At 61.2% G+C, this 21,240-nt stretch carries 20 protein-coding genes; 6 read left to right on the top strand and 14 right to left on the bottom strand.

The window, feature by feature from the left end; all coding sequences use genetic code 11:
* Positions 1–29: 29 nt before the first annotated feature.
* The 3 genes from ACN50D_RS14135 to ACN50D_RS14125 form a co-directional block, all read right to left on the bottom strand.
* Positions 30–1,430 (bottom strand): 4-hydroxyphenylacetate 3-hydroxylase N-terminal domain-containing protein, encoded by a 1,401-nt coding sequence (locus ACN50D_RS14135; protein ID WP_307850472.1) that lies wholly within the window; start codon positions 1,428–1,430, stop codon positions 30–32.
* A 127-nt stretch (positions 1,431–1,557) separates the two neighbouring features.
* Positions 1,558–2,997 carry an aldehyde dehydrogenase gene (locus tag ACN50D_RS14130; RefSeq protein WP_211921410.1) on the bottom strand — a complete coding sequence of 480 codons (1,440 nt, stop codon included), beginning with the start codon at positions 2,995–2,997 and terminating at the stop codon, positions 1,558–1,560.
* A 112-nt stretch (positions 2,998–3,109) separates the two neighbouring features.
* Positions 3,110–4,045 carry a helix-turn-helix domain-containing protein gene (locus tag ACN50D_RS14125; protein ID WP_042451886.1) on the bottom strand — a complete coding sequence of 312 codons (936 nt, stop codon included), beginning with the start codon at positions 4,043–4,045 and terminating at the stop codon, positions 3,110–3,112.
* Between the two features lie 99 nt (positions 4,046–4,144).
* Here ACN50D_RS14125 and ACN50D_RS14120 point away from each other — a divergent pair, with 99 nt between their 5' ends.
* The 3 genes from ACN50D_RS14120 to ACN50D_RS14110 all read left to right on the top strand — a co-directional run bounded on the left by ACN50D_RS14120 (position 4,145) and on the right by ACN50D_RS14110 (position 8,266).
* On the top strand, positions 4,145–5,857 hold the full coding sequence (locus ACN50D_RS14120; protein ID WP_042451883.1) for a thiamine pyrophosphate-binding protein: 1,713 nt from the start codon (positions 4,145–4,147) through the stop codon (positions 5,855–5,857).
* Complete coding sequence (locus tag ACN50D_RS14115; protein WP_249342963.1) at positions 5,857–6,636, top strand: SDR family NAD(P)-dependent oxidoreductase; 780 nt, start codon at positions 5,857–5,859, stop codon at positions 6,634–6,636. Before ACN50D_RS14120 ends, ACN50D_RS14115 begins: the two co-directional genes overlap by 1 nt.
* Before the next feature lie 91 nt (positions 6,637–6,727).
* Positions 6,728–8,266 (top strand): long-chain-fatty-acid--CoA ligase, encoded by a 1,539-nt coding sequence (locus tag ACN50D_RS14110; RefSeq protein ID WP_211921411.1) that lies wholly within the window; start codon positions 6,728–6,730, stop codon positions 8,264–8,266.
* A 3-nt stretch (positions 8,267–8,269) separates the two neighbouring features.
* Here the strand turns inward: ACN50D_RS14110 and ACN50D_RS14105 are convergent, their stop codons facing one another.
* From ACN50D_RS14105 to ACN50D_RS14060, 10 genes are read right to left on the bottom strand one after another with little or no spacing between them, the layout of a single operon-like run.
* Positions 8,270–8,911 (bottom strand): TetR/AcrR family transcriptional regulator, encoded by a 642-nt coding sequence (locus tag ACN50D_RS14105; RefSeq protein ID WP_069146941.1) that lies wholly within the window; start codon positions 8,909–8,911, stop codon positions 8,270–8,272.
* A gap of 58 nt (positions 8,912–8,969) precedes the next feature.
* Entirely contained in the window at positions 8,970–9,494 is a 525-nt protein-coding gene (locus ACN50D_RS14100) for a hypothetical protein (protein WP_211921413.1), read from the bottom strand.
* Positions 9,491–10,729 carry an MlaD family protein gene (locus tag ACN50D_RS14095; RefSeq protein WP_042923604.1) on the bottom strand — a complete coding sequence of 413 codons (1,239 nt, stop codon included), beginning with the start codon at positions 10,727–10,729 and terminating at the stop codon, positions 9,491–9,493. The genes ACN50D_RS14100 and ACN50D_RS14095 overlap by 4 nt, the downstream gene beginning before the upstream one ends.
* Entirely contained in the window at positions 10,726–11,799 is a 1,074-nt protein-coding gene (locus ACN50D_RS14090; protein ID WP_211921415.1) for an MCE family protein, read from the bottom strand. The genes ACN50D_RS14095 and ACN50D_RS14090 overlap by 4 nt, the downstream gene beginning before the upstream one ends.
* Positions 11,799–12,878, bottom strand: a complete 1,080-nt coding sequence (locus ACN50D_RS14085; protein WP_007726908.1) for an MCE family protein — start codon at positions 12,876–12,878, stop codon at positions 11,799–11,801. The genes ACN50D_RS14090 and ACN50D_RS14085 overlap by 1 nt, the downstream gene beginning before the upstream one ends.
* Positions 12,875–13,867 (bottom strand): MCE family protein, encoded by a 993-nt coding sequence (locus ACN50D_RS14080; protein ID WP_249342964.1) that lies wholly within the window; start codon positions 13,865–13,867, stop codon positions 12,875–12,877. The genes ACN50D_RS14085 and ACN50D_RS14080 overlap by 4 nt, the downstream gene beginning before the upstream one ends.
* Positions 13,864–14,874, bottom strand: coding sequence for an MCE family protein (locus ACN50D_RS14075; RefSeq protein ID WP_050656749.1), 1,011 nt, complete (start codon positions 14,872–14,874; stop codon positions 13,864–13,866). The genes ACN50D_RS14080 and ACN50D_RS14075 overlap by 4 nt, the downstream gene beginning before the upstream one ends.
* Complete coding sequence (locus ACN50D_RS14070; protein ID WP_211921419.1) at positions 14,871–16,055, bottom strand: MCE family protein; 1,185 nt, start codon at positions 16,053–16,055, stop codon at positions 14,871–14,873. Before ACN50D_RS14070 ends, ACN50D_RS14075 begins: the two co-directional genes overlap by 4 nt.
* Complete coding sequence (locus tag ACN50D_RS14065) at positions 16,052–16,897, bottom strand: MlaE family ABC transporter permease (RefSeq protein WP_211921421.1); 846 nt, start codon at positions 16,895–16,897, stop codon at positions 16,052–16,054. Before ACN50D_RS14065 ends, ACN50D_RS14070 begins: the two co-directional genes overlap by 4 nt.
* Positions 16,897–17,751: an MlaE family ABC transporter permease gene (locus ACN50D_RS14060; RefSeq protein WP_003945667.1), complete on the bottom strand. Its 855-nt coding sequence runs from the start codon at positions 17,749–17,751 to the stop codon at positions 16,897–16,899. Before ACN50D_RS14060 ends, ACN50D_RS14065 begins: the two co-directional genes overlap by 1 nt.
* A 228-nt stretch (positions 17,752–17,979) precedes the next feature.
* Between ACN50D_RS14060 and ACN50D_RS14055 the strand changes: the two genes are divergently transcribed.
* Together ACN50D_RS14055 and ACN50D_RS14050 are read left to right on the top strand one after the other, a co-directional pair.
* Positions 17,980–18,618, top strand: a complete 639-nt coding sequence (locus tag ACN50D_RS14055; RefSeq protein ID WP_003945421.1) for a carbonic anhydrase — start codon at positions 17,980–17,982, stop codon at positions 18,616–18,618.
* A 97-nt stretch (positions 18,619–18,715) separates the two neighbouring features.
* Positions 18,716–19,459 carry a DUF4232 domain-containing protein gene (locus tag ACN50D_RS14050; RefSeq protein ID WP_007726893.1) on the top strand — a complete coding sequence of 248 codons (744 nt, stop codon included), beginning with the start codon at positions 18,716–18,718 and terminating at the stop codon, positions 19,457–19,459.
* A gap of 25 nt (positions 19,460–19,484) precedes the next feature.
* On the opposite strand, the gene disA is transcribed toward ACN50D_RS14050, so the two are convergent.
* Positions 19,485–20,570: a DNA integrity scanning diadenylate cyclase DisA gene (disA, locus tag ACN50D_RS14045; protein WP_024487741.1), complete on the bottom strand. Its 1,086-nt coding sequence runs from the start codon at positions 20,568–20,570 to the stop codon at positions 19,485–19,487.
* A gap of 96 nt (positions 20,571–20,666) precedes the next feature.
* Here disA and ACN50D_RS14040 point away from each other — a divergent pair, with 96 nt between their 5' ends.
* The gene (locus ACN50D_RS14040; protein ID WP_003945494.1) at positions 20,667–21,227 is read left to right on the top strand and encodes a PaaI family thioesterase; all 561 of its coding nucleotides are present in this window, start codon (positions 20,667–20,669) and stop codon (positions 21,225–21,227) included.
* The last annotated feature ends 13 nt before the right edge of the window (positions 21,228–21,240 follow it).

Raw genomic sequence — 21,240 nt, 5'->3', positions numbered from 1 at the left:
AATCCTTGTTGTTCTCTCGGGACGAATGGTCAGAGGTGGGATATTCCGGCGAGGTCACTGACGTATTCGCGTGCCCTCGTCGGATCGAAGGAGCGTGAGATCTGCAGTTTCTCGGCCTCGAGTGATCCTTCTGCGTGCGTGGCCAGGACTGACTGATATCCGCCGTAGTCGCGGGCGGTCAGATCCGCAATGAAGTTGAGTAGACGGAGACGCTTTTCGGCAGGAACTGCTGCAGCGTAATATTTTTCGAGAACTACACGAATTTCGGGATTCTCCCAGTCTTCACCGCCGGGGCCGGTGGCGAGGAGGCCACCTGAGAGATCGGTGAGGATGGCGACCGCGTTGTGGAATCCATGTGCGAAGTGGTATTTGGCCATGTTGACGGCAAGCGGATCTGGTTGCCTGACACCGTGTGCTCCTGGCTTTGATCGAACGGCGGCGAGTTGAGCCAGTCCGCGCACGGTCTCGCTCCAGGTGATCAGTTCGGTGATCTTGCCCTTCACGTGGCCTGCCTTGTTGATGCCGTTGGCCTCGGCGATCAGTGAAGCTGCTCCGACCATGATGTCGAGTAGGGGCAACTTGTAGTTGATGGCGGTGAAACGGTGGTAATCGACAAACGCCAACGCGAGTGGTCCGGCAAGTTCGGGTTGACGGTTGAGGAAGACTCGATTTTTCGGTACTCGGACATCGTTGAAGACGGTGAGCGATTCGAGGAGTTTGTGTTTCGTGGAGATCGGAAATTCGAAGGAGTTGCGTTCTCCGGCTGCGTAGGGAGAGACGTACAGCTGGAGACCTGGTGTGTCGATCGGGATGGCGAAGGACACTGCGTAGTCGGCGTCTTCGGGGCCCATCGCGCGGGTGGGCAGCACGATCAACTCGTCGGCGTTCGCCGAGAACGAAGTGTGGCACTTCGCGCCGCGCACGGTGATGGAGTCGGCGTCCTCGTCGACGATGTGCAGGTAGAGGTCTGGGTCTGCCTGTTGGCGCGGTCCAAGTGACCGGTCACCCTTGACGTCGGTTTGCGCGACGGCGAGTGCGAGATCGCCGTCGCAGACCCGCTTGTAGAAAGCGCGCGCATTCTCGAGACCTTCACCGCTGGTTGCACGAAGAAGGGCGAACAGCGCATCGCTGCCCACCTCTTTGAGGACGATGGTTCCGCCGCCGCGCCGCGATACTTCCTCGATCAGGGCGCCGCGACGAATCAGATCGTCCGCAGATGTCGGCGCCACGTAGAACGCGCTGACTGGGTCGCCGTCGACATCGGTGACCGCGAGGTCGGGTCGATCGTCGGCGATGTCGTAGCACAGTGCCGAATGATCCACTGCGAGAGTCAGTTCGGGTTCGGCGTAGACATCGAAAATTTTCTTGCCTCGGTAGAAGACTCGGCGATCGTCGCTGAGCCCTTTTCGGTACTGGTCACTGGATCGCACGGCCACTGGATACTTCCTTGATCTTCTGTAGCGGTTACTGCATTGAACCTAGCTTAACGATCGTTAAGTAAGTGTGCAATCATCATGTGCTCGACGATTTCCGGCCACTCATGGCGCAGGTGACGAATCAGGCCGTGGTGAAGATCGATTTGGTCTGGAAGTATGCGGCCAGGCCTTCCGGTCCAAGCTCGCGACCGATGCCGCTCGCCTTGGTGCCTCCGAACGGTGCTCCGAAATCGAGTGTGTAGCCGTTGATCCCGAGCGAACCGGTATCGACTGAGCGGGCTATTTCCATCCCGCGGTCGAAGTCGGCAGTCCACACGGTTCCACCGAGGCCGTACTCGGAATCGTTGGCGATTGCGATGGCCTGTGCCTCGTCGGTGTATGGAATGACAGAGAGTACGGGGCCGAAGATCTCTTCGGTTGCAATCGTGTGGTTTGCGGAGACGTTACCGAAAACGGTTGGCTCCAGGAACCATCCGCGTTCGAGTGTGCGCGGTCGTGATCCGCCGGTCGTGATCCGTGCGCCTTCCGCAGTGCCTGCGGCGATGAAGGACTCGACACGTTCGCGCTGCCCGGCGCTCACGAGAGGGCCGATGAAGGTGGTGGGATCCAACGGGTCGCCCACCGGCAGCGACTCCACCATTGCGGTGACGGCATCGAGCACTTCCTCGTAGCGTCCGACGGGCGCGAGAATTCTTGTCGAGGCGTAGCAGGTTTGTCCGGTGTTGATCAACGATGCCGTCGCCAAACCTGCCATCGTCGCGTCGAGGTCCGCATCGTCGAGAATGACTGCGGCGGACTTGCCGCCGAGTTCGAGCGATACCGGACGCAGAAGTCGTCCGCAGGTTGCTCCGATGTGTCGGCCTGCCGGTGTAGAGCCAGTGAACGCGACCTTGTGTACACCCGGATGAGCGACGAGGTATTTGCCGATTTCGGGTCCGCCGGTGACGATGTTGAGAACACCGGCAGGAAGACCGGCCTCCATTGCGGCCTCGGCGAGGACGAACGCGTCGAGCAAGGTCTCGGGTGACGGCTTCAGTACGACGGTGCATCCCGATGCGAGCGCGGGGGCGATTTTCATCATTGCGAGAAGAGATGGGAAGTTCCACGGTGCAATCGCGGCAACAACACCGATCGGTTCTTTCCGAACGATGGTGGTTCCCGTTCCGGCCAGCGCGTGACGGGGTTCTTCGAGCTCGGTCGTGCGGGCAAGCGCGGCGTAATAGCTCAAAAGCCCTGAAGGTCCCTGTCCTTCAGCGACAGTGGAGATCGATACGGGCATTCCGTTTTGCTGGCTGACCAATCGGGCTGTGAGGTCGGCGCGACGCCCCAAGGCTGTGGCAAATCGATCCAAGGCGTCGGCTCGGTCGGCAGGCTCGAGTCGCGACCACGTACGAAAGGCCCGGCCCGCCGCCGCGACGGCAGAATCGACGTCGTTTGTTGCGCTGCCCGGCACGCTGCCGATCTTCTCTTCTGTACTGGCCGAGTGCACCGAGATGGCGTCCGAAATCGTCGGTGATTGCCAGGTTCCGTCTATGTAAAGGGCGGAGTGAGTGAGAATCATGCAGGCTCCTTGCGGTGGGTGGGTGTGCGGGGATCGGGGCGCTCACGTGGACGTAGGCAAACCGCCACACTCATGACTTAGCGATCGTTACATAAGTCATTTGACTCACAAGCTATGTTGCTCCGCCTGTGGATGTCAATGGTCGAGGTGTCCGGCCGTGCATGAGAGTGGTGACCTGATCGGCGGCTTCACTCACGAGCTTGCCCAGTGCGGCGATCCGCTCCCCGGTCAGTGGTGACGGGGCATCGACCAAGCAGAGGATCAGCGCCGGTGTCGAGTCCTGGGCGAAGGCGACGGCATTGACGGACAGCAATTGATAATTGCCGTCGAGGTCGAGTGTTCCGACCGCGACATCCGCGGACAGAAGACGTCGCGCTTCTCGCAGCGCGAGTGCTGCCCTCTGGCCGCCGACTCCCGGGCCGCGCATCTCGGCGACGGCGTCGGAAATTGAACGTTCTTGTTGGCGAAGGCATTCCACGGCGAACCCGCGCTCTCGAATGGCCGTGAGGATTGGCTCGTACTCCGACCGTAGAAGTGCGGCCTCCGTGTCCAATGCCTCCTTGCCGAGGAGAAACCATTCGTGAAGGTCGTTCTCGTCGAACCATGCGGCAAGGCCTGCACCCAGTGGAGGTGCCATCAGCACATTGTCGCCGATGCGCAAGCCGAGAGTTCCGCTGCGCTTGGAGATCGGTTGAATTGCCTCGGCGACAACGAGGTCGGCGCCGGATCGGATGAATCCGAGACAGGCCAGTTCGGATGTGTCGGCCAGTTCTTGTATGACGGTGCGTGAAAGATCGACGACATCGATTGCGCGGGAAGCGGCTTGGCCGATGGGGACTAGCGCCGGGCCGAGTTGGTAGGTCTTGCGGATCGGGTGACGGACGAGCCAGCCGGCCTCGGCGAGAGCGACGACCATGGGGTAGCAGGTCGCCTTTGCGACGCCGAGGTGTCGTGCGATATCGGCGAGGCTCCGCCCCGCCGTGGGGTCGGATGCCAGCAGTTCGGTCAGCATGACGATTCGATCGGTTTGAGGGGAATTTCGTGCCATGTGTTCGCATAATGCCACTCTGGCGTCGCACTGTGACCCACGATACAGTGGAATGACTTAGCGATCGTTAATCAAGCGGCAAACTCCGGAAGGAAATACATGATTGTCAACGGTGGCGAATTACTTGCCAGAGCACTAGCTGAAGCGGGCACAACCGAGGTCTTCACCCTGCACGGAGGGCACTTGGATGCTTTCCTCGTAGCCTGTCGACGTCACGGCATCCGGCTCACCGACACCCGACACGAAGCCACTGCGGGACACGCTGCGGATGCGTACGCGCGAGTGACGGGCAATTACGGCGTTTGTGTAGTCACCTCCGGCCCGGGCTTCACGAATGTCTACACCGCGCTGACCAATGCACTCCTCGATCGCACGCCGACTATCTTCGTCGTCGGTGCTCCGCCGATGCGTGAGACCGAGACGAATCCGCTTCAGGGTGGTTTCGATCAGATTGCCGCAGCTGTTCCGGTGACCAAGTGGGCATACCGCATCACCGATCCGGCACGCGTCCCCGAGATAGTTGCTCTGGCAATTCGTAAGGCGACGACCGGAATTCCGGGGCCGGTGCTGCTCGAAGTGCCGATCGACGTGATGTTCGGTGAAGCCGACGAAGATACCGTGAGATTTCCGGTGAACTACACCGTGAGTGCGAGGTCGGGTCCGACTGCTGCAGCGGTCGAGGCCGCTCTCGATCTGCTCGGTGAAGCGACGAACCCCGCCATTGTGATCGGAGGTGGCGTCACTTTCTCCCATGCGAGCGCGGCGCTGGTGGCGTTCGCGGAAACGGTGGACGTGCCGGTGTTCTACCCCGGGAAGTCCGATGGAGCGGTACCCGCAAGCCATCGACTGGCCGGCGGCGGACTGTTGGCGATCGGCTCGTTACCTGCCCTTGGGTATCCGACCCCCGACGTGGTATTCGTTGTCGGTGCCCGAGCCGGGATGTTCACCGGCGGACGCACCAGCTTGTTCCCCGGTGCGCGGTTGGTCCAGATCGACGTCGACGCGTCCGAAATCGGGCGTATGCAGGACGTGGACATTCCGATACTTGCCGACTGTCGAGAAGCGCTCATCGCTTTGAAAACTGCTGCTGATCAACGTCAATGGCCCGATTGGAGTGCCTGGGTCGATGCCGCCACCAGTGCGAAACATGCGCACCGGCATGGTTTCGAGGACGAAGCGACGGAAAGCGGTAAGGCGCATCCGTACTTTGCAGCGCGCGCGATCGTCGAAGCCTGCCCGCCCGGTACTACTTTCGTGATGGACGGTGCCGAGGCGCCGTCGTGGGGCGAGTTCTTCACTACCACCGAAGAGGTTGGTGGTGTCTTGAGGCTCGGCTACCTCGGATGCCTGGGTGTGGGGCCCGGTTTCGCAATCGGCGCACATCGGGCACGACCGGAATCACCCGTTGTGCTCATTACCGGTGACGGCGCGGCAGGATTCCACATCCAGGAATTCGACACAATGGCCCGTCATGGAATACCTGTTGTGACAGTGATATTCAACAATGCAGTGTGGGGAATGTCGATCCACGGCCAGGAAGCGGTGTACGGGGACGAAGGAATTGTCGTATCCGAACTCGCAGACAGCGCATACGAGAAGGTCGCCGAGGCCTTCGGTGGATACGGTGAGCGTGTTAAGGATGTCGCCTCCATCGCCGACGCTATGAAACGCGCGTTCGACGCGGGAGTTCCCGCATGTATCAACGTCGAGGTGGACCCGCACGTAGTCCACCCCATCACGACGATGATGCTCGGTGACGTCACAAGTACTGACGAAATCGTTGTCCCGTACTACGAGAACATTCCTCGCTGATGCCGGGGCGAATGGAAGGTGCAGTAGCCGTCGTGATCGGCGGAGCATCCGGTATCGGTTGGGCAACAGCGCAATTGCTGGCTGCCGAAGGTGTGAGCGTCGTGATAGGCGACATCGACATCGAAGGCGGGCGGAAACGCGCCGTAGAACTCGGTGGGCGAGCTGAAGCAGTCCGGGTCGACGTCGTCGACGAAGAATCGGTCAAGGTGATATTCGAGGGGGCCGAGGCGCAGCATGGTCGGCTGGATATCGCGGTCAATTGTGCCGGGGTGAATCTGCCGGGATACATAACGGATTTGGAGGCGCAAAGTTGGCGGCGAACCGTTGACATCTGTCTCACCGGAGGTTTCTTCGTGATCAAGCATGCGGCGCGTGCCATGACTGCCGGTGGATCGATCGTCTCCATTACCTCATTGAACGCACGCCAGGCGGCTGCAGGTTTTGCAGGATACTGCTCCGCCAAAGCTGGCCTCGCCATGCTCACCGAGGTTGCGGCACTCGAACTCGGAGACCGGGGGATACGCGTCAACGCGGTTTCGCCAGGTCTTGTCGAAACGCCACTTGTCGAGGGTCTCACCGGTGTGCCGGCTATTCAGGCGGACTTCACCGAGAACACTCCGCTCGGACGTAATGGGTTGCCACGCGACGTTGCCGAAGCGGTGTTCTTCCTCGCTTCCGATGCTTCTTCGTGGATCACGGGCGAGGTTCTCGATGTCAACGGCGGTGCCCACTTACGTCGGTACCCGGACGTGATGAAACACATCGAGGCGATGCAATAGCTCGTCGAGAGTTCGTCGGTTCTGATAGCGCCCGGTGTCGTCCACGCGCCCGGGCCGGAAGTTACGTCCAATCCAGAAAGGGCTTTTCACGATGTGCTCGCAATATCGCCTTGCCGATGAGTCTCGACGCCACGCTGCTGCACGACCAGACGCCCTCGCGTTGACAGGTCGAGACGGGTCGATGACGTTTGCCGAGCTCGACCTCCGCACCAGTCGGCTGGCCAATGTTCTTCTCGACCTGGGTTGTAGATCTGGAACCAGGGTGGCCGTGGTGGACAGAGGCTCGACTCAAGTCGTCGAGATCGTACTTGCGGCAGCGAAGATCGGGGCAGTGGCAATCCCGATCAATTGGAGGTTGTCCGGCGCCGAGGTTGCCGAGGTGCTCGCCGACGCGGACGCTCGTGTGTTGTTCTTCCACAGTGAATTCGAGGGTGTGGTCTCGGCGGTGCAGGCATCGGAAGGGGCGAAGCTGCGTGTCGTGAAGATCGACGGTTCCGAGGAGTTCGACTACGAAGCGCGATCGGCAGGCGCAAGTTCGGTCGATCCGGGATGGCGCGGAAGCCTGGACGACGTTGTACTGCAACTGTATACATCCGGAACGACGGCAAAACCCAAAGGTGTTCTCACATCCAACAGGAACCTGGAGGCATGCACGCGAACCGGCGGGCCATGGGGATTCGACGAATCCTCGGTCAGCTTGTGTGCGATGCCCCTGTTCCACATCGGTGGATTGGGTTGGGCGCTCGTGGGACTTGCGAATGGCGCCCATAACGTTGTTCTCCCAGAATTCACACCTGCCGGTCTGTTGGAAGTACTGGAAGGGATGAGTATCACCAATACCTTTCTCGTGCCTTCCGTCATTGGGATGCTGGTCGACGTACCAGGCGCGCGAGAGCGCAATTTCGCAACTCTCCGATCCATCGCTTACGGTTCCTCGCCGATCACACCATGGGTCTTGAAGCGAGCTCTCGAGACGTTCCGCAAGCCCCTGTTCCAGGTCTACGGGCTGACCGAAACGCATGGAGCAGTAACACAACTCGATTCTTGTGACCATGCGGTGGACGGCGAGAAGGTCGGACTGCTGCGCTCGGTCGGAAAACCCTACCCCTGGGTGGACTTGAAGGTGATGTCACCGGAAGGCGAGGAAGTTGCGGTCGGCGAGGCCGGCGAGATCTATGTCAGGTCTCCGCAAACGACCGAAGGTTACTACCGACGGCCGGAAGAGACTGCCGCTGCGATAGATACCGACGGGTGGTTCCATACCGGCGACGTGGGACGGGTCGACAGCGAGGGCTACGTCTACATCACCGATCGGATGAAGGACATGATCATCACGGGTGGAGAGAACGTCTATCCCATCGAAGTCGAATCGGTCATCGCCGACTATCCGGGAGTATCCCAAGTTGCCGTCATTGGAGTGGAGGATCCACTGTGGGGCGAGGCAGTCAAAGCCGTCGTAGTTGCTGCTGCAGGGCATCAACTCGATACCGACTCGATTTCAGGTTTCGTTCGAAGCCGACTTGCCGGCTACAAGTGCCCCAAGTCCATCGAGATAGTCACGGAACTTCCGTTGGGTGCTACGGGCAAGATCCTCAAGCGCGAACTTCGGGCGCGATACAGGACAGTATGAGAATCAACGTGCACGCTTGCGGCCGGGTTTGCATCCAACCGTATTCAGTGCGATCACGGCGTACTTCTGAGCTACCTCTTCCGGGGTGAGTTCTCCCTCGGCGTGATACCAGCGCGGAATCGACTGGCACATCGCGAGAAGTGCGCGGGTGGTCTCGGGCACGTCTGCTACTGAGAAGAGACCTCGTTCCGAACCCTCGGTGACTATACCGAGCACCAATTCTTCGACGCCCTTGCGTACGACACGATATCGCTGTCGGTGTTCGGGACTGAGGTAGCGCACTTCCCCCTCGAGGGCTGCCAACCGAGAGCGGGTCGTCATACGAAGCACGATCGCTTCGACGACGTTGGTGAGCTGTTGTCGAGGGTCGTCTCCGCCGTCGGAGTACGCGCTGTGGGCACGAGCGAGGACGTCACTGGTCGAAATCTCCAGCAGAGCAAGGAGGATCCCCTCTTTGCTCTGGTGGTGGTAGTAGAGGGCGGGGATCGTCACGCCGACGCGGCGTGCGATCTCGCGTATCGAAGTACCGTGGAACCCGTTGTCGTAGAATCCTTCGAGGGCGGCTTCCAGGATAGGAGTCAGCTCGAGCGGCTCGATCCGTCGCCAACTGGCTGTGGCGTCCTTCGCCGAATCTTTCGTGGCCATACGTGGTCCCCTAGCTATCGCTCGATAATGCTCGGGGAGATACTACGCCGCGACGAAGTCACAACAACTGCACGTTGCTCAGTTTCCAATCGCCGTCCTCGCAGACCAGAGAAAGTTGCATGCGGTTACGGTCGATCCTCGGATCGGGGGAGTTGGTATTGGTGATCGTCTGATCGAGGAACACGAGCACCTCGGCGTTGTCGCGATCACTGCTCGCCAGCCCGGCTGAAATGATCTGAGCGGACGAGGTCGCCTGATACTGCACGATCATGTTCTGCAGGTTGGCTGCCACCTGGGCGTACTGACCGGCGAACTCACCGACAGAGTTGTCACGCACCACGGAAAGATTCTGATCGAGGTTCTGGAAGTTGTACGTCGCAAGATCAGTGGCGAATTGTCGTCCGCTGTCCAGTGCGCTGGTACGCGCGTTTTCGTCGACCGATTTCTGCCAGGTCGCGAATGCGCCCCATCCGAGCGCCGCGACCACGACCAGGGCGCCGGCAACGATCGCTACGGTCTGCTTGCGAAGCCGCTTGGGCTTGTCGACGATTGTGGGCGTCTGGGGTTCGGTTGTCTCGGTCATTGCGTTCCTTGTACTAGTAGTGCGGCAAACGAGTTGTCACCGAGAACGGTGTTCTGACCACCGTTGAGGCCCAGACGAATCGACGTTCCGTCACCGGCTGCGACCGTTCCGAGGGCAGGATCGTATTCAGCAACCCCGTCGATCGTTCCAGTTCCGGTGGGGACGTTCTGCGATCCGCGATTCTGGATCCGGCCCGACTGGTCCGCGCAGTGTTGGTTCTTGTCGAGCGTGGTCGGTGAGGTGTCCTGTACCGATCGCCGGGGCGTGTCGTAGATACAGACCGGTCCGAGTGCTGTGATCAGATCAAGCTGTGCCCGTCCGTCTTTGACGATACTTCCGAACTTCTCGAATCCTTTGGGCACCACCACCAACAAGGCATCGACGGCGGGCATCCGTGCAGTGACGATCTGAGTGGAGACGAGAGAATTGGCCAACAGCAGACTGAACGGCTCACGACTCTGTTCGATGAGAGGCAGTATCTGATTGTCGAGAACACTCGGGCTTCGATCGAGGAGTGTGCGCAGTTGCGGATCGGAGTTTCGTACCTGATCTGTCAATTGGCGAAGTGTGAGTGCAACTTCGGGAAGAGCGTCAACATTTTCCTCGTTCGCAGTGAACAGTGAGCGCGAGTTCTCGACGAGTGTGTTGACACGCGGTTGATCGGATTGGACAGTGCGCGCGAGCACGTCGAAGTTGTCGACGAGCGCCTGCAGATCCGGACCCAATCCGTTCAATCCCTCGCCGAGTTCGTGCGAGAGGGTTCGCAGGTCTGCCGGATCGACGGTGTCGGCAGCAGCGTTGAAATTCGCAATCACGGTTCCCAACGCGACCGGGATCGAAGTGCGCTCAGTCGGAACAACGGAACCTTCAACCAGATACGGGCCGCCGTCGGTCTGCGAGGACAACTGAACTTTCAATACCGGAACGGCGGTGTCCTGGCTGATGGCCACATGCGAATCGTTGGGGATCTGTTTGTCGGCGGCGATGCTCAACGTCATCACGACGAGGTCCTGGGCAGAGTCCACCTCCACCGACTCGACGTCGCCGACGGTGACTCCGCGATAGGCCACTTCCGAACCGGGAGCGATTCCGGCCGCGTTCTCCAATTCGACGATGACCGAGAAGGTTCCGGTGAACGGATCTCCGGCACCGACTTGCCGGAGTACGTACGTCGTGCTGACCACCGCGATGAGGAGAAAGGCGGCGATCTCGAAATAGACGGTTCGGTTCTTCATCGCGTTCCTCCTTGCAGGGGTGTCGTGATCGGCAGTTCCCGATCGGAGGCGGGCAGAGGTGGCAGTGGCGGTGCGGCGCCCGGGATTATCTCGTTGAGCACTCCGGTCACGGTGCCCTCGACATCGACGTCGAGGTCGATGTTCACGTAATCGCCTGGGCTGGCACGCTCGAGGAGCACTCTTGCGTTGTCCAGGTTGGCCATCGTCTCACCCAGTGTCGGCCCCATTGCCGAGAACTGGTCGAGGATGGGTGACAGTCGTCCGGTGATCTCGGAAATCTGGTCGGCCGACTGGTCGAGTACGGAATTGGTTGCGGTACTGAGCCGATCGGTTTCGTCGAGTAGATCGAGGAGCGGTTGTCGTTGGTCGGCGATCACGCCCAATGCGGGTGTGAGTGTGCGCAAGCCTTCGTCGATGGTGGCGCTCTCGTCTCCGATCAGAGCGCTGAGCCGGTTCAGTGAATCCAGTGCCGAATTGATCGATTCCTTTCGGTCGTCAAGTGTTCCGAGAAAAGTGTCAAGGCGTGCAAGCAGATCGCGGATCGTCCCCTCCCTGCCGTCGAGAATCTGATCAGCCTCACTGACGATGTTCTTGACCTGCGCCAACCCACTGCCGTTCAACAGAGTTCCGACGGCGCCGAGCAGTTGTGCGACATCGGGTCCGCGCACGGTCTCCGATCGCTCGATGGTGGAACCTGGTTCGAGAATGGGGCCCGCTGGATCGACCGGAACTTCGAGGTTGACGAACGCATCGCCGATCGGGGTCGACAGTTCGATCCGGGCGCGGGTGCCGACAGGTAGTTCGATGTCCGACGCGATTTCGGTATGTACCACGGCTGCAAAGGTTTGCGCGCTCATCGACGTGACTCTGCCGACCACTGCCTGGCCGATCCGCACCTCGCCGCCGACGGGAAGTAACGACGCGTCGACGAATTCCATGTTCAGCGGGTACGACTCTCCTGGCAGACCGCGTCCGAGGGGGAGGTGCTGGAAGTTGAGACTGCAGCCGGTCAATGGCGCCGCGATGACAAGTGCCACGACAACGCTCACCACGGACTTGTTCGACGCCATCAGTTGCCCCCACCGAGGATGCGTGCCAGGTCGGAGCTGCCTGCCGAAGGAAATTCGATGGGATTGACGATGCCCGGCCCGGTGCACAGCGGTATCGGCATCTTCTCGCACAGTTCTCGCGTCGTGTCGAACTGTGAGAGATCGGTGGCGACGTTCAATCGTGCTCTGGCTCGGCCTTCTTCGGTGACGAGGTTGGCGACGTTCTCGAATCCCGTTGGTGCCGTTTCGATGATCTCGCGCAGTTGATCCTGTTTGGTCGCGACTGCACCGGCCAACTGTGCGAGCGTACCCAGATCGGCGGTGACCGCCTCGCCGTGTTCGGCGAGTAGCGCTGAGACCTGTCCGAGCAACGTGGTCAGGGAATCGAGCGCCCCGCTGATGTCTTCTCGCTGGGCGCTGAACGTGCGGGCGGTGACTGTCACCGAGTTCGACAGGGAGTCGACCTTGGTCTGGTTGTCCGCGATCAACTGCACGAGGGTGTTCAGGTTCTTCACCAGTTCGGAGATGTCGGGACTTGCACCCGCCAGTACCGAACTGGCCTGTGAGATGGACCGAACGGCATCGTTGAATGCTTGCCCGTTGCCGTCCAACGCGTGGGCGCCTTCTCCGATGAGGTCACCGATCCCGCCGCCGTCGGCGCCAGGGCCGAGCGCCACCGTCAATTCGTTCACCGATGCGGTGAGTTGGTCCCACGTCAGCGGGGAGTGAGTGCGTTCGAGAGGGATCACCGCGCCGTCGATGAGGAACTCACCGTCCTCGTAGCCGGGGCCGAGTTCGATCGTGCGGTCACTGATGACCGAGGGAGACAGGACCCAGGCCTGCGCGTCGGCGGGTATACGTGTTCCGGATGGCAGGCTCAGCGCCACTCGTACCCGGGACCCTTCCGGCGTGACGCTCTCGACCCTCCCGCTGGGAACTCCCAGAATCGTCACTGTGTTCCCGGTGAAGATAGCGTCGGTCGAGGTGAATTCGGCGGTGAGAGTGAGTCTGTGTTCGTCACGCGTGACGAACAGGACGGCACCGATCGCGCAGATCACAATCGCTGCCAGCACGGCGAGTTTCTTGACGGTCGTGGTCATCGACACCCCTGAACGAGCCCGACGACGCACAACCAATTGTCCGGGATGAGGGTGGAGGGCGAGTTGAGGTCGAGCCAGTTGCCGTTACCGGTCGCGTTGGTGACGTAGCGGACGCTGGGGGCGAAGTTGTCGAGCAGTGTGGTCAGTGATTGTTCGTTCTCGGACAGAACTCCCGTCACCACGTGGATGTCTCCCATGACCGAGTCGACCAAAGCCTGGTTGTCGCCCAGGAACTGGGCAAGTGTGGTGCTCAACTGATTGAGGTCTTGTACAAGCGCATTCAGCACATCTCGCCGGTCGGCGATCGTGGACATCACCAGATCCGCATTCCCCAGAAGGGTTTCCAGAGTGTCCTTCTGCTCGATCAGTGTTGCGGTCGTCTGCTGCGCTCCGATGAGAAGGGAACGGAGCGCAACGTCGTTGTCGTTGACTACTCCGGAGAGTGCGTCGATTCCCTCGAGTGAGCGGCGAATGAGTTCGGGATCGTCCGGTGAGTTGTCGGACACCACGGTCAGCATGTTTCGCAGTTGTTGCAGATCAAGATTTTCCGACGTGGATTGTGCTCCTCGACCGAGATCGTCGAGAGTGAACGGAACGCTCGTGTTCTCGATGGGGATGGTCGAACCTGCGGGTAACGAGCGCGATCCGTTCGGAGTGACGTCGAGCGAACGTCGGCCGAGCAGAGTCGAGATCTTGATGTCCGCACGGGAGTCTTCGCCGAGAGTGACGCCGTCGTCGAGTCGGAAGGTGACTTCAACCGAGTTGCCGCTGACCGCCAACGAGGTGACCACCCCGCTCGGGACTCCCGCGACGTTGACCGGATCGTCCTGCGTCAACCCGGTGGCGTTGGTAAAGACGGCGTGGTACTCGTTGGTCTTGACCTTCAAGATCAGTTGAGGGACAACGAGTGCGGCCAGAACCACACCGACTCCGACGAGGATGCAGATGATTCCGTTGCGGACCGGGTTCTTGACGGTGAGCCAGTTCATCGGCACACCGCCGAACGCTCGGGGCCGCCGAGGGTCACCGATTGGTCCAGCGCGCTGAGCCGGAAGTTGCAGATGTAGATGTTCGCCCAGCTTCCGTAGCTCATCGCGATCCCCAACTGGGTGAACAGTTGATCGAAAGCGGTGATACCTGTCGCCAGCGACTCACGATTGTCGACGACGACGCGAGCCGACTGATCGATCGAAGTCAGCGCGCCAGCCAAGTCCGGTTCCACGCCCGTCACCAAGTCCTGAAGTGAAGAAGTCAGTGCGCCTGCGGAATCCACTGCGGCCGAGATCTGTTGGCGGTCCTGTGCCAAACCGCCGACCAGTGTGTCGAGCGTGTTGATCATCTCGACGAAGTTGGGTCGATTCGTCGTGGTCACGGTAAGGACCCGGTCGAGGTTGTTCAGTAGTTGGTCCAAGATCGCGTCCCGGGACGTCAAGTTCTCGGTGACGGCAACAGTGCGCTCCAGCAGGCTTTCGATGGTGGAACCTTGTCCTTGGAATACCTGGACGACCTGTGCGGCAAGCTCGTTGACTTCTGCGGGGTCAAGTGCGTCGAACAGGGGACGGAATCCGCCGAGGATGTCGGTGAGGTCGATCGCCGGCTGAGTCTGTTCCACGGGAATTGTGGCCCCGGGGGAGAGGTAGTTGCCTGTTGCGCGTTCGGCCTGTCCGGGTTCGATCGAAATTGTTCGCGCTCCCAACAGGTCTGCGTACCTCACCACAGCGCGACCGTCGGACGGAATACGTTGTGCAGATTCGAGTTCGAAGCCGACGACGGCTTGGTTGTTCACCAGCTCGACGCTGTCGACGCGCCCTACTCGCACCCCGGCGATCTGAACATCGCTGCCGGTGACCAGGCCGGAGGCATTGACGAAGACGGCCCGGTACTGCGAACTCGACCCGGAGACTGGGTTGATCAGGGTGCTCACCACAACCACGGTGGCGAGAATCGACAGTGCAGCAAACAGTCCGAACCTGATCAGAGATTTCTTCACGCTCATCCGCCCACCACCGTCGTGCCGCGAAATACCGGCCCCGCCACGAGAGTGTCCAAAGCTGTACCGCCCTGGGTGAGAGCCGAGATCCGGGACTGTTCGGCAGGGCTGCCGACCGGGCCGACGGTTCCGCCGAACGCGGTCGCGGCGGCAGGACAGTTGGGTCCGCGGGTTCCGTCGTACTGTGGGCAGTCGGTCTTTCCGTACGGATACAGATCTGTGACGGACAGCCGTAGATCGGTGCTGAGCCACGGACCATGCGCCAACGCGGGCGGGAGCTTTATCGTGAGATTGCGCAGGCCGTTGTAGAAGGTGGTGATGTGGTCCGGCCGCGAAGTGATTGCGCCGGTCAGGGAATCGGCGTCGTCGACCAAGGTGATCATGCGGTCGCGATTGTCACCGATCAGACTCGTGGCAGCAGCTCCCGTGCTGGTGCCGGCACGCAGAAGCCCCGCCAACCCGTCGGATTTCTCGACGACGGTCTTGGATGTGGTGATGGAGTTCTCGAATGCGGCGAGCATGTCCGGCGCACTCGTCGAGAGACTGTCGGCGAGGGTGGCTATGTCGTCGAGGTCGTCACCGAGTCCGTCGATGACGGGCTGCGCACCGACCAACGCTTGGTGGACTGAATCGAGCGATTCGCCGATCTGGTTTCCCTTGCCGCTCAACGCGTCCGAGACTGCCGTGAGTGCGACGTTGATGTCGGCGGGGTCGAGGGAAGAAACGAGCGAGTAGATCCGTGAGATCGATTGGTAGAGCTGGACCGCGACTTCGGACTGATCGGATACCAATTCGGTACCCGGCACGAGAGCAGGACCACGCGAGAGTCCGTCAGGTTGAATCAAGTCTACGAAGAAGTCACCGAAGATGTTGCGGGGCATCAGTCGCACCTGACTTGTCGACGGTATGTCCTCGAACGCTCCCTCGTCGATCGCGAGTGAGACAGTCGAAGCGGTGGTGCCCGGCTCGATCTCGGCCACAGCGCCGACGACGACGCCGCGGTACTGTACCGAGGATCCGACTCGCAGCGCACCGGCACTGGCGGGGACGACAGCACTGACCTGCGGTGTGGAACCGGTGGAGTCCGTACCTCTGCTGAACAAGAAGACGTAGGCGAGGATCAGGATGACCACGGCGAGTAAACCCCGCAGTGCCAGGGTGATTCGGCTGCAATTCGTGACGATCATCCGGTCAGCCCGGGTACGTGAGGTTTGAGTCCCCACAGCGCAATGGTCATCGCGACGTCGGTGAATGCAAGGAAGACGATGCTGGTGCGCAACGCTCGTCCGGCGGCTCGTCCGACGCCTTCGGGTCCACCCGTCGCGGTGTAACCGTAGTAGCAGTGCACGAGGGTCACGACGACCGCGAACACCATGACTTTTATCAAGGACAACCAGATGTCGTTGGGAGAGAGGAAAAGACTGAAGTAGTAGCCGTACGTTCCCTCCGACTGGCCTTTGACCCGGATCACCGCAAGCGCCGTTGCCATGTACGAAGCAAACAGGCCGACCAGGTACAGCGGGACCACCGCGATGAGCGCCGCGATCATTCGGGTGGTGACCAGGTACCGCATCGAGGGAATCGCCATGACTTCGAGCGCGTCGATTTCCTCGGAGATCCGCATCGCTCCGAGCTGCGCGGTGAATCCGGTTCCGACCTTGGCTGCCAGGGTGATTGCGGCAACGAGTGGTGCCACCTCGCGAGTATTCGCGATGGCGGACATCACGCCGGACAGCGGTGCGAGGCCGACGAGGTTGAGTCCGCGGTAGCCCTCGAGTCCGATCTGGGAACCGGCGAAGAACGAGATCGCGAAGATCACGACGACGCTGCCGCCTCCGGCGAGCAGGGTGCCCGAACCGAATGCCACCTGGGCGACGAGACGGGCGACTTCACGCCAATAGCGCTTGAGGGTTGCGGGAATCGAGGTGACGACACGCGCGTGGAACGTGAACTGATCGCCGAGTCGACTCAGGCCGTCGACGGTCCGCGAACTGACCCGCTTGGCACGAATTGCGATGGGCAGGTGCATCAATAGGCACCTTTCACCGAGACGAACAGTGGGTAGAACTGAGTAATTGCGAGGTTGGCGACAAACACGAGGACAAACGAGAGCACGACGGTCTCGTTGACTGCGTCGCCGACGCCTTGAGCTCCGCGCTTGACGGTCAGGCCCTTGTAGCAGGCCACGATTCCCGAGATGAGAGCAAAGGCAACGGCTTTGATGCCGGAGACGACGAAGTCGCTGGGTTGACTGAATTGAACGAGATTGCGCAGGAAACTCTGTGCGTTGCCGTCGAGTATCAGGACGTGAACGAAGAGGCTTGCGCCCAAACCGATTACGAGAACTATCGAGTTCAGTAGGAGGCAGACGACGGCAATGGCGATCATCCGGGGTACGACCAGGCGTTCGAGCACGGGTAGACCGAGCACTTCGAGTGCATCGATTTCCTCGCGTATCGTTCGCGCTCCCAAATCTGCGCAGATTGCGGAACCGCCGACACCGGCGATGATCAGGGCGCACACCAGGGGGCCGGCCTGTCCGATGATGAGGAACGCGACGACGGCACCGCTGTACGCACCCGCGCCGATTTGATCTGCGAGCGCACCGATCTGCAGTGCTACCCCGACACCGAGGGGAATCATCACCAGAGCGGACGCGACCGAGGTGACGTGGGCGAGAAACCACATCTGGTCGAGCGCCTCACGCCAGGCGAGGCGCTTGTGTCGAAGAGATGTGAACGCCGCAACGCACACGCGAACGGTGAAGGTGAAGAGCAGTCCGATCTCGGAGAGCAGGTTCGAGAACATGTTCGTCTTGGCGGGGGAGACAGCAGTTGTTTCCCCGGTTGTTCCATTCCCGGTCGTCGTAGCTTCGGTGCTCACGCCATCCCCCTCTCCGGCCGAATCGTTCTGGTCGGGTTTCTTCGATCACACTCGGGAGCTCGAAGTGCTCCAGGTCACGTTCGGAGACGGTATCAGGAAACTGACTCTGAAGTAAGTTCCATTTCGGCCACTTCATCACCGGGCGTGAATGTCGACGCGGAACTTTCGTTTGCGTCCACGCAACCTTCCCGGCGAGAGCCCGAAATGCGGCGGGTGCACAATGAGTGAATGCCACGATCAAGCCCCATTTCCGCTTGGAAGTCCCTTCGCGAAGGCAACGAGCGATTTGTCAACGACGCGTCCATTCACCCCAGCCAGGGAATCGCGGACCGCGCGAAACTCGTCGATGGGCAGCACCCCACAGCGGTGCTGTTCGGTTGCGGTGATTCGCGCGTAGCCGCCGAGATCATCTTCGACCAGGGTCTCGGCGACATGTTCGTCGTGCGCACTGCAGGTCACGTGCTCGACGATTCGGTGCTCGGTTCCATCGAGTACGCGGTTCACGTGCTCAACGTGCCGCTCATCGTCGTCCTCGGGCACGACGGTTGCGGTGCCGTGAAGGCAACGCTCGACGCCCTGGACGAGGGCGCAGTTCCCGACGGATTCATCCGCAGTGTGGTCGAGCGTGTTGCTCCGTCCATCCTGATGGGCCGCAACGAGGGCTTGTCCACCGTGGACGAACTCGAAGGCCGTCACGTCGTGGAGACCGGCTCGCTGATCATGCAGAGGTCGCGGATCATCGCCGACAAGGTGGACAAGGGTGCGTGCGCGATCGTCGGCGTCACGTACACGTTGTCCGACGGTCACATGCGAGTTCAGGGCGCGGTCGGCGACATCGGCGAGAGCGTCGAGACCGTCGAGGGTTAGATCTTCCGGGGCAGTGGTACCTGGCAGCAGACAATGGGTACCGACACGCCGCCTCAGCTGACGGTTAGTGGACCCTGCGCCAACTACCGTTGAGTCCGTGTTGGAACCTAATGGACCACTGCCCCCCGAGATCTACTGGCGTCGCCGGGCGCTGGCCATTGGTGCCGCCGTCATTGCACTGGCGTTGATCATCTGGGCGGCATCCGCCCTCTTCGGCGGTGGAAGTGATACCCCGGAGGCCGATTCGGCCGCTGCGAGTTCCTCGCTGACGACGGACGTCTCCTTCACCCCCAACCCTTCCGGCTCCAACGCGCCGGACGGTGGCGGTGGCTCGGGTGGCGGCGCTGCCGGTGGATCAGGTGGCTCGGGCACGCAGGCTTCGGGATCGTCTTCGTCTTCTTCCTCTTCGTCGACCACCGGGGCTCCGGTCCCGGCCGGTCAGTGCGCCGACTCGTCGCTGGCAGTCAAGGCCACCGCAGACAAGGCGACCTTCGCTCCCGGCGAAGAGCCGTCGTTCACGATCGTCATCACCAACATCGGTTCGGCACCCTGTGATCGAGATCTGGCGGGCGGCCTTCAGCAGGTGCTCGTCTACAGCATCGACGGCAAGACCCGGTTGTGGTCCAACGTCGACTGCTACCCACAGCCCGCAGCCGACGTACGCAATCTCGCGCCCGGCGAGCAAGCTGCGTTCAAGGTCGCCTGGTCGGCCACGACGTCGACCCCCGAGTGCGCGACCGCGCAGAACCCCGAGCGCAATCCGGTGGGCGCAGGCGCTTACACGGTTGTCGGGCAGCTCGGTGCACTGCGAAGCTCCCCGGAGCCGTTCAACATCGCATGAGCGCGGGCAAGCCCGAACAGGCCCGCTAGTTGAAGGATCCGGTGATCGACGTCTCCGCGAGCCGGGAAAGTCCCTCACGGATGTGACGAGCCCACAGCCCGCCGATGCCCTCGACCGACTGCAGATCGGCAGCCGTAGCGGCCAGCAGCGACTGGAGAGTGCCGAAGGATCCGACCAACCGGTGGATCTGATGGAACTGCAATCGAGGTACACGCATCAGCACGCGATATCCGCGAGGAGTCATCGGAGTGTCGAGGGCTTCGATCGTGCCCGGATAACCGAGAACACGCGCAAGAGTCGTGAGATCGAGTAGATCGGCGTCGGTGACGCGATCGAGTGCGACGAGGACGTTGTCCATCGCCGCGGTGCCGATGGGTTCGGGACCGGCAAGATAGTCCCGAACGATGAGTTGACGTGCAATGTCGTTGTCGCCGACCAGTTCTTCGAGCTGCAGTGCCAACTGGCGACCGTCGGTGCCGAGTTCGAGGACATCCTGTTCGATTTCGATCGACACGCGGCGAACCATTTCGAGGCGCTGTACGACGGTCAACGCGTCGCGCAGAGTCACGAAATCCTCGATCTCGACGACCGACAGTTGCCGTGTCACTTCGTCGAGTCGCGCTTTGTATCGTTCGAGCGTCGCGACGGCCTGGTTGGCGCGCGAAAGTATGGTGGCCGAGCCGTCGATGACGTGCCGGATGCCGCCGACGTACACACTGACGATCGACATCGACTGACTGACCGAGACCACGGGATAGCCGGTCTGAATTGCCGTGCGCTCGGCAGCGCGGTGCCTCGTGCCGGATTCGACGGTGGGAATCTTGTGATCGGGAACCAGCTGGACGTTGGCACGCACGATGCGTGTGCCGTCCGTCGAGAGGACAACCGCGCCGTCCATCTTCGACAGCTCACGCAATCGGGTCGGTGCGAACTCCACGTCGAGGTTGAATCCGCCGTCACACAGCGCTTCCATTTCCTCGTCGTATCCGAGGACGATCAGCGCGCCGGTACGGCCGCGCAGAATTCGTTCGAGCCCGTCTCGCAAAGCGGTACCCGGCGCCAACCTGGCGATGGTCTCTCGCAATGCCGACGACGACTGTGTGTCCGCCATCGCACTGATCATTGAGAAACTCCCTGCTGAGGTCGATGTCACTTCGGTCGGGTCCGATGCCTGCGCCGGACGGATCCCCGTTTAGATTACCTATCCATGAGTAGTACCTGGACCCTGCCTGATGACCTGACTGTCCCGGAGCCGGTCGAATTCTTTCCGGCCGCCGGCGAGAAGCTGCCTCAGCACTGGTCGAAATGCTTCGGCTGCGGCGACGACCAGCCTGCGGGAATGGCGATGAGTTTCAGGGCTGGTAACGGACTGGAAGTGACCGGTCGTCTGGAGGTCGCCAAGAAGTATCAGGGCGGTCCAGGTGTCATTCACGGCGGCATTCTGTCGACGGCATTCGACGAGGCTCAAGGTATGGCATGTATGGCTCTCGGCTCGCCGGTGGTGACCGGGCACCTCGAGATCGACTTCGCCCGGCCGATCCCGTTGGGATCGGTGCTCGAATTCCGGGCTCGCATCGACGGCGTTGTACGCCGCAAGGTCTACACCAGTGCAGAAGCGGTGATCGTCGAAGGTCCGACAGCGGATCCGGACACGGTGGTGGGAACCTCCCGCGGACTGTTCCTGACCATCACCTCGGAACACTTCGCCAAGACCAAGGAGTTCGTGGACGGCGAACCGACGTCCCCGTTCGGCACCTCGTCGGTCTGACGAGGTAGTCGGC

Source organism: Rhodococcus sp. SB1D (assembly GCF_048573875.1).
GTDB lineage: Bacteria > Actinomycetota > Actinomycetes > Mycobacteriales > Mycobacteriaceae > Rhodococcus_F > Rhodococcus_F qingshengii.
The sequence above is the reverse complement of the archived record's forward strand: the minus strand, read 5'-3'. Positions and strand labels throughout refer to the sequence as shown.